This window comes from bacterium, from assembly GCA_035945995.1.
In the GTDB taxonomy this organism is placed as follows: Bacteria; Sysuimicrobiota; Sysuimicrobiia; order Sysuimicrobiales; family Segetimicrobiaceae; genus DASSJF01.
This window is the reverse complement of sequence record DASYZR010000097.1, coordinates 111588-118680: the sequence shown is the minus strand read 5'-3', so window position 1 is coordinate 118680 and position 7093 is coordinate 111588. Positions and strand designations below refer to the sequence as shown.

Annotated in this window: 5 protein-coding genes; 2 read left to right on the top strand and 3 right to left on the bottom strand. The window is 64.4% G+C overall.

Annotated features, from left to right (window positions below; genetic code table 11):
* Positions 1-278 precede the first annotated feature (278 nt).
* Both VGZ23_10740 and VGZ23_10735 read left to right on the top strand, forming a co-directional pair.
* Positions 279-1991: an IS1634 family transposase gene (locus tag VGZ23_10740; protein HEV2358070.1), complete on the top strand. Its 1713-nt coding sequence runs from the start codon at positions 279-281 to the stop codon at positions 1989-1991.
* 67 nt (positions 1992-2058) lie between these two features.
* On the top strand, positions 2059-2388 hold the full coding sequence (locus VGZ23_10735) for a hypothetical protein (protein HEV2358069.1): 330 nt from the start codon (positions 2059-2061) through the stop codon (positions 2386-2388).
* A 29-nt stretch (positions 2389-2417) separates the two neighbouring features.
* Here the strand turns inward: VGZ23_10735 and VGZ23_10730 are convergent, their stop codons facing one another.
* From VGZ23_10730 to VGZ23_10720, 3 genes are all read right to left on the bottom strand, one after another.
* Positions 2418-3950 carry a hypothetical protein gene (locus VGZ23_10730; protein ID HEV2358068.1) on the bottom strand — a complete coding sequence of 511 codons (1533 nt, stop codon included), beginning with the start codon at positions 3948-3950 and terminating at the stop codon, positions 2418-2420.
* A 374-nt stretch (positions 3951-4324) separates the two neighbouring features.
* Positions 4325-5839: a radical SAM protein gene (locus VGZ23_10725; GenBank protein ID HEV2358067.1), complete on the bottom strand. Its 1515-nt coding sequence runs from the start codon at positions 5837-5839 to the stop codon at positions 4325-4327.
* A 36-nt stretch (positions 5840-5875) separates the two neighbouring features.
* Positions 5876-7084 carry a DegT/DnrJ/EryC1/StrS family aminotransferase gene (locus VGZ23_10720; protein HEV2358066.1) on the bottom strand — a complete coding sequence of 403 codons (1209 nt, stop codon included), beginning with the start codon at positions 7082-7084 and terminating at the stop codon, positions 5876-5878.
* Positions 7085-7093: the final 9 nt, after the last annotated feature.

Below are 7093 nucleotides of genomic sequence, written 5' to 3'. Positions count from 1 at the left end.
GTGCCAGCCGCTCCACCGGTTCGTTACTAAGAACCTATCCCAAAAGCCTTTGGTAAGGTGCTATTCACTCTGATGTGTCATTCCCGCCCGCTAGCCCAACTTCCGCAGTTGAGGCATCGTTGAAAGAATTTTAGGCTCTCTTCGGGATCGGTGCGACCCGGAGAGGGCCGTATTATTTGACGTGGCGCGGAGCGGAGCGATCGCGATGGCGTGATCATGCGGTGTAGTGAAGACCAACCCTCTTGCAGCCACGGCCGGCGTTCGTATGATGAGGACAGATGTACGTGCGGCGCTGTTACCGGACGAAGAATGGGAAGCGCCACGGCTATTGGGCGCTCGTGGAATCGTATCGCACGACCCGCGGCCCCCGGCAGCGGGTCGTCGCGTATCTGGGCGAAGTGGATGCGCACGGCCGAATGGCGCTCCCACCGGGCGACGGTACGTATCAACAGTCATTGTACGAGACGCGCGAGCCCCGGTGGGTCGAGGTGGATCTCACCCGCGTGCGCGTGGAGCGGACGCGGGACTTCGGTGGTCCGTGGCTGGGGTCCACGCTGCTTCAGCGCCTCGACGTGCCGCGGTTTCTCGAGGAGCGGTTCCCACCAGGCCGGATGGAGATTCCCTGGCCGGCGATGGCGCTGGTCCTCGTGCTCGGCCGCCTCTGCGCCCCGAGCAGCGAACTGCACCTGGCGGAGCACGTGTACGGCGCCAGTGCGCTGCCGGATTTGTTGGGTGTGCCGGCCGCCAAGGTCAACGAGGATCGGCTCTACCGGGCCCTCGATCAGCTGCTCCCGCACAAGACTGCGCTGGAGGCACATCTCAAAGACCGGCTCGGTCGGCTCTTTGCGATTCGGTACGATTTGCTGCTCTATGATGTGACGTCGACCTATTTCGAAGGCGAGGCCGCCCGCAATCCGCAGGCCCAGCGCGGCTACTCGCGCGATCACCGCCCGGATTGCAAGCAAGTCAATCTCGCCTTGGTGGTGACGCGCGAGGGCTTGCCGCTGGGGTACGAGGTCTTCGCCGGCAACCGGAGTGATGTCACGACGCTCGAAGAGATCGTCGAGACCATGGAGCGCCGCTACGGCGCCGCGGACCGCATCTGGGTGCTGGATCGCGGGCTGGTGAGTGAAGACCACGTCGCCTGGCTCAAGGCCCACCAGCGACGGTACATTGTGGGGACGCCGAAGAGCCTGCTGCGCCGCTTCGCGCGGGAGTTGGCGGCGGAGACCTGGCAGCGGGTGCGAGACGGGGTCGAAGCGCGGTTGTGCGCCGCGCCGGAGGGCGATGAAGTGTTCATCGTGTGCCGGAGTGCGGCACGGCGCACGAAAGAACGCGCGATGCATGACCGGTTCGAGCGGCGGATCACCGAGGGCCTCGAGGCGATCGCGGCCAGCTGCCGCCGGCGGGCCCACTCGGCGGTCGCCATTGCCCAGCGCGTCGGACGGCTCCTCGGCAGCAACTCCCGCGCCGCCAAGCTCTTTCATGTCGAAGTCGGCAGCACCAAGCGCGGGGCGGCGACGGTGCGGTGGACGATGTCGCCCGCCTGGCGTGAGTGGGCCCGCTTCAGCGAAGGCTGTTACGTGCTCCGCAGCAATCTCGTCGAGTGGGACGCCGAGGACCTCTGGACGGCCTATATCCACCTCACGGACGCGGAGACGGCCTTTCGGATTCAGAAGTCCGACCTCCAACTCCGCCCCATCTGGCACCAGAAAGAAACGCGCGTCCAGGCGCACATCTTGGTGTGCTTCCTCGCCTACGTGCTATGGAAGACCCTTGCCCGGTGGTGCCACGCCGTCGGTCTGGGAGAGGAACCGCGCAAGATCTTTGCCGAGCTGTCTCAGATCCGCCTTGTGGATGTGGTGCTCCCGACCCGCGACGGCCTCGAGCTGCGCAAACGGTGCGTCAGCCGGCCCACCGAGCACCAAGCCATCCTGCTCCAGCGGCTCGGCCTCAGCCTGCCGACCCACCTGGAGGCGGTCGGTTTGTAGTGAAGACCCGGCCCCGTTTTCCGTGAAAAACCGGGGGTTTTACCCCTCAACTGCGGAAGTTGGGCTAATGGAAGAACACCCGCAGGAAGATCGGCACCAGGATCGCGACGACAAGACCATAGAGAACCATGTCGACACGCGCGTCAACGCGACCCACACGCCCCTCGAGGTGGTCTACGCGTCCCTCGACACGGTCAACGCGCGCAATCACTCGCTGAATCTCCTCGTGCAGTTCGGTGCGAAGGACCGTGAATTCGGCCCGAAGATACGTCTGAAGATCCCGCAGTCCGCCTTCAAGAGAGGACATGCGCCTGTCGATCTGCTCGTAGCCGCCGTCGAGCCGGGCAATCCGGATCTCAAGCGGATCAGCTGCCACCAGACAACTCCACCGCACTAATCATATCACCGTTACTCAACTCCGAGGCCTCATCCGGCGCGCGCTGACTCCTGCACGAGACGTACTGATGCCTCAGAACCCCTGTTACCGGAGCCTGACGAAGCGTCATCACACCGAACCAGATATTTGCCGCCAGCGTCCCGCTCGTATTGAGGATACATCACCCAGGCGATTGAGTAATTCGAACGCTTGACCGTGGTCTGGATTGAAAACCAGCGCAGGTCCGGGTTGCCCTTACAACCGGGCATCACGGTGAATGAGAAATCGCGCTCACCGCGATGCTGACGGACCAGACCATTGATTCGCGTAATAAGTTGTTCAATTGGTTCGGCATAACCGTGACGCTCGTTGAACATAAGGACATAAATCTTACCCGCTCCTATGGCGGAGATTAGGAGCAGCGCGACTACGATCACCGACCTTATCGTCGCTGCGAGAGGGCCTGTGCGCGGCTCACATGGGACCGCTACAAAATGGAAGGCCGCCAGCAGGAAAAGAAGGGCAAAGGTGTAGGCGTAATAGCTGTTGTTGAAGAACTGGCCTTCGACGCCTCTTGGAAGGGCGCGTTGGGCAACAATCGTCGCCGTGTAGACGATGCCGAGTCCCAGGAACAATACCGCCATTTGGACATCGCGAAGTCGCTTCCTATTGCGCTGTGCCGCGAGGCTGGCGGCGACAAGCGCGACGACAATCATGGTGTTGCCCGGGTGCGTGCCGGACAGTTTGAAATCAGCCGTTATGCGGACGCCGGGGTAAAGGATAGTTGCGGCGGGGAGGAACATCTCGCTGGTCCATTGGCGAGCATAAGCCACGGTGACAGCCGCGGTTCTTTCGATCGGAGGGTGGGGCAGATCAGTGGCTGCGGCCGGATAGTCGAGGTAATCGATGGCAGCATACGCGACGATCGCAAGCAGCAGGTGCCCGGCGGCCAGGGTATAAAGGCGGCGGTCGGTCCTGTTTCTCATCGCCGCCAGGGCGCAAAGGAGGGCGTACGCTCCCAACCCGGCAACACCCAACTCATAAGTAAACGCCGCGAGGGTCGCGCAGATGACCAGAACGGCCGCGCGTCCCGCAGACGGTCGAGCCGTGAAGCGCCGGTACCAGATCGCCGATTGCACGAGGAGAAGACAAAACAGAAGATACCCGCCAAGGTGCTGCCACGCCACCATTTCGCTGCCTGCGTAGAGCGTCGCGAAGAAAGCAGATGCGGCGAAAGGCAGCCAGGAACACTCCAGTGTTGCACCCACGCCCCGTAGGCACCCGCGGAAGTAGGCGAACAGGCTCAAGACTACGGCGACATGCAGCCCAAGACTCGTCGCTTGCCAGGCCAGCAAATTGTAGCCCCATAGCCATTTCTCGACGCCAAGGAGGAAATAGAGACCCGGCCGGAAGAGCGCGAAATCGCCGATGGAATGCGTGCGGTTGAAGTCAAACGCACCGAATGTGAGATTCCAAAAGTCGTTGATCTTGGCGGTGCGGTAGAAGTAGATTAACTGATCGGCACGTGCGACGCCGTAGAGGTCATGATAATAAGTTGCGAGCGTGATCGCGCCAAGGGCCACCAACTGAACCGCCGTTCTGGAGAACAACCTCGAAATCATTAGCTTGCGATAATTTTGGTGCGCGCAAGGCTCATGGCAACTAGAGGCCAGGTCGACCTTGTCGACCCCCGCAGTCTCGACCTCCTCACGACCGGGCAACGTAGTGGCTGACGCGTTGCCAGAGAGACCGAGGGAAGTACAGCAGTACAGAGTAACTCTGCGGAGGTTCTCGTTCCGTCGACACCGGACGCAGACCGTCCACCATTTACCAATCGTCGTCCGTCATCGGAATATCGGCCATCACAGCCCGTCGGCCATGCCGGCCAGCATACGGGTGCGGCAGGTCTCCTGACACGACCGCGTGGATGCCGTGAGGCGGTTACACGCGACGCGGCTCACGCCGTCTGCGAGTACGGCCGCGCCAGCGGAAACGAGGCCATCTCCCGAATATGCTCCACCGTCGGGCGGCCGAACTTGCGCTCGACCATCTCGAGGTACCGGGGACTCGAGAAGTACACCTGAAACGCGCGATCCCGGAACCGGAGCACCTCGAGGCCCGAAATGTGCTTCGTGGGCAGGGGCAGCGTGTCGCGGGCGTGCTGCGAGTATCCGGCCCACGTCGCCGGGAGCGGCCACCCCTGTTGGACCGCGAGCGTGTAGAGGGGCGAGCCGGGATAGGCCATCGTGGAATAGAAATTGGCGAACTCGCAGTTGAGCTCGAGCGCCATGTCGAGCGTCTCCTGCATCGTGCCGAGATCGTCCTCGGGCAGTCCGAAGATGTAGTTCCCAAGGACGTTGATGCCGCCGGCCCGCACGCGCTCGATGGTCTTGAAGATCTCGTCCTGCTCGAAGCGCTTGTCCACGTCCGCGCGCACGCGTTCGCTGCCCGCCTCGATGCCGAAACACAGCCAGTTGAAGCCGGCCCGCTTCAACTTCTCGACGGTATCCTCGCCCCGCACGGTGTCGATCCGGGCGTACGCCCAGATGTTGAGATCGTGGCCCCGCTGGATGAGCAGGTCGCAGATGCCGTGCACGTGTTTCATGTTGAGCACGAACATCTCGTCGGCAAACTTGATGTTCCGCACCCCGTACTCGCTCACCAGGCGGTCGATCTGCGCCACGGTGGTCTTGGGGTCCCAGAACCGATAGCTGTTGACCGCTTCCTTGTACCCCAGCACACGCTCGCCGCTCTTGTACGGCGCCTGGATGCAGCAGAAGCTGCAGTGGTACGGGCAGCCGAGCGTCGTGTAGAGCGACGCATACGGCTCGCGGGTGAGATCGCCAAAGCAGTGCCAGTTGTGGGCCCGGTACCGGTCCATCGGAAGGAGGTCCCACGCCAGTTCCGGCATCTCCGCATCGAGATCGCCGACCAGCGGCGCGGGCGGGGTCGTGCGCACCGTCCCGCCGTCCCGGTACCAGAGTCCCCGGACCTTTGCGTAGTCCGGGTGCGCCGATCCGAGCGCCTCCAGGAGATCGAGCAGCGTGCACGGGCCTTCCCCGCCGCACACGAAGTCCGCCGCCTCCTCGCGGAGCGTGCGCTCAGGCAAGGCCGCCACATGCCCGCCGACCAGCAGCACGTTGAGCTCGGGGGCCGCCTGCTTCACAGCGGCGCAGATGGCGCCGGCCGAGGGCATCACTTGCGTCGACGCCGAGGGTTGATGGCCGTAGGCGACGACGGCGACGAGGCGCGGCGACGCAGCGGCAACGCGCCGCGCCGTCTCCTCGGGGCTCAGGTCCTCGGCGTGACTGTCCACGATTTCGACGGCGTACCCTCGGCGCCGCGCGAACGTGGCCAGGAGCCCGGTCCACACCGGCGGCTCGATCGCCGAGAGCGTCGACCCGAGCGACTGATAGATCTGCCGCCGGGCGCCCGGATTCACGAGCACCAGATCGAGCGGTCGCCCCGTCATACCGCGCTCCTCTCCGCCGGCATCCCGGCGGTCATCTCACGCCTCCGCCGGCACCGACAGCACGGTGTCGCAGATATGGTTGACGTCGTCCGTCGTCAACAGCGGATGGTTCGGCAATTGAAACCCGCCGAGATGGATCTTGTCGGCGACCGGGAAGACGATGGTGCCGTACCGGTCGGTCCAATACGGCTGACGCGACATGTTGCCGCCGCCGAGCGGCCGCGTCTCGATGTGACCGGCGCGAAGCGCCTGCGCGATCCGCTCGCGGTGGTCCTGCGACGGCGCCACGGCCGCGAACGAGATGCTGGCAATGGCCGCCCGGTCGCACCGCTGGTAGTGGAAGCCGGGCGCGCGGCCAAAGCGCGCCTGATACGCCGCGTGGTTCTCGACTCGCCGCCGGACGACCTCGTCGAGCCGCGCGAGCTGCGACAGACCGATCCTGGCGTTCAGGTCGGTCGACCGGACGTTGAAGCCGGGGTAATAGAACGTGAACGGCCGGTTGAACTCGATGACGTCCCGGCTGCGGGCCTGCTGCTCCTCCCGCTCGGGCGCGAGATCCTTCGGCCAGCCGTGCGCGCGGGTCTGCGCCAGGATGTCGTGCAGCCCGGCGTCGTTCGTACAGACCATCCCGCCCTCGATCGTGGACATGTGATGCCCGTAGTAGAACGAAAAGGCGCTCAGCTCACCAAACGTCCCGACGAGGCGGCCGTCGTACCGCGACCCGGTCGCCGCGCACGCGTCCTCCATCAGGACGAAGCCGTACCGCTCCCGCAGGCGGAGCAGCCCCTCCATCTCGTTCGGCACGCCGAGCACGTGCACGGCGATCACCGCGGCCGGGCTCTCGCGCCGCAGCAGCGCCTCCAGGTGATCGAGATCCACGCCGAACGTCGTCCAGTCCGCTTCGCACATGATGGGCTCGAAGCCGAGCTGGATCGCCGGCATCACCGTCGTCGCCCAGCTGATCGCCGGCACGACGACTTTGGTATTCTTCAAGCGTCCGGAATACAGGAGGCTGCAGTACATCAAGAGGATCGCCGACGAGCCGGAATTCACGAACGTCGCGTGCCCGACCCCGAGCCACTCCGCCCACCGGCGTTCGAACTCCCGCACGAGCGGCCCTTGGGTCAGCCACGGATCCGTCTCGAGCCAGGCGACGAGATCCCGCAGGTCGTCGCGGTTGATGGTGCGGTCCGCCAGCAGATACTGCCTGGTCACGCTCGGTCTCCCGGCCCCGGGTGCGGTCATCCTGTTCCG

What these genes read in the sequence shown, in the direction of transcription:
- VGZ23_10740 (HEV2358070.1), top strand. Translation starts at nt 279, where the DNA reads ATGTACGTGCGGCGCTGTTACCGGACGAAGAATGGGAAGCGCCACGGC.
- VGZ23_10735 (HEV2358069.1), top strand. Translation starts at nt 2,059, where the DNA reads ATGGAAGAACACCCGCAGGAAGATCGGCACCAGGATCGCGACGACAAG.
- VGZ23_10725 (HEV2358067.1), bottom strand. Translation starts at nt 5,839, where the DNA reads ATGACGGGGCGACCGCTCGATCTGGTGCTCGTGAATCCGGGCGCCCGG.
- VGZ23_10720 (HEV2358066.1), bottom strand. Translation starts at nt 7,084, where the DNA reads ATGACCGCACCCGGGGCCGGGAGACCGAGCGTGACCAGGCAGTATCTG.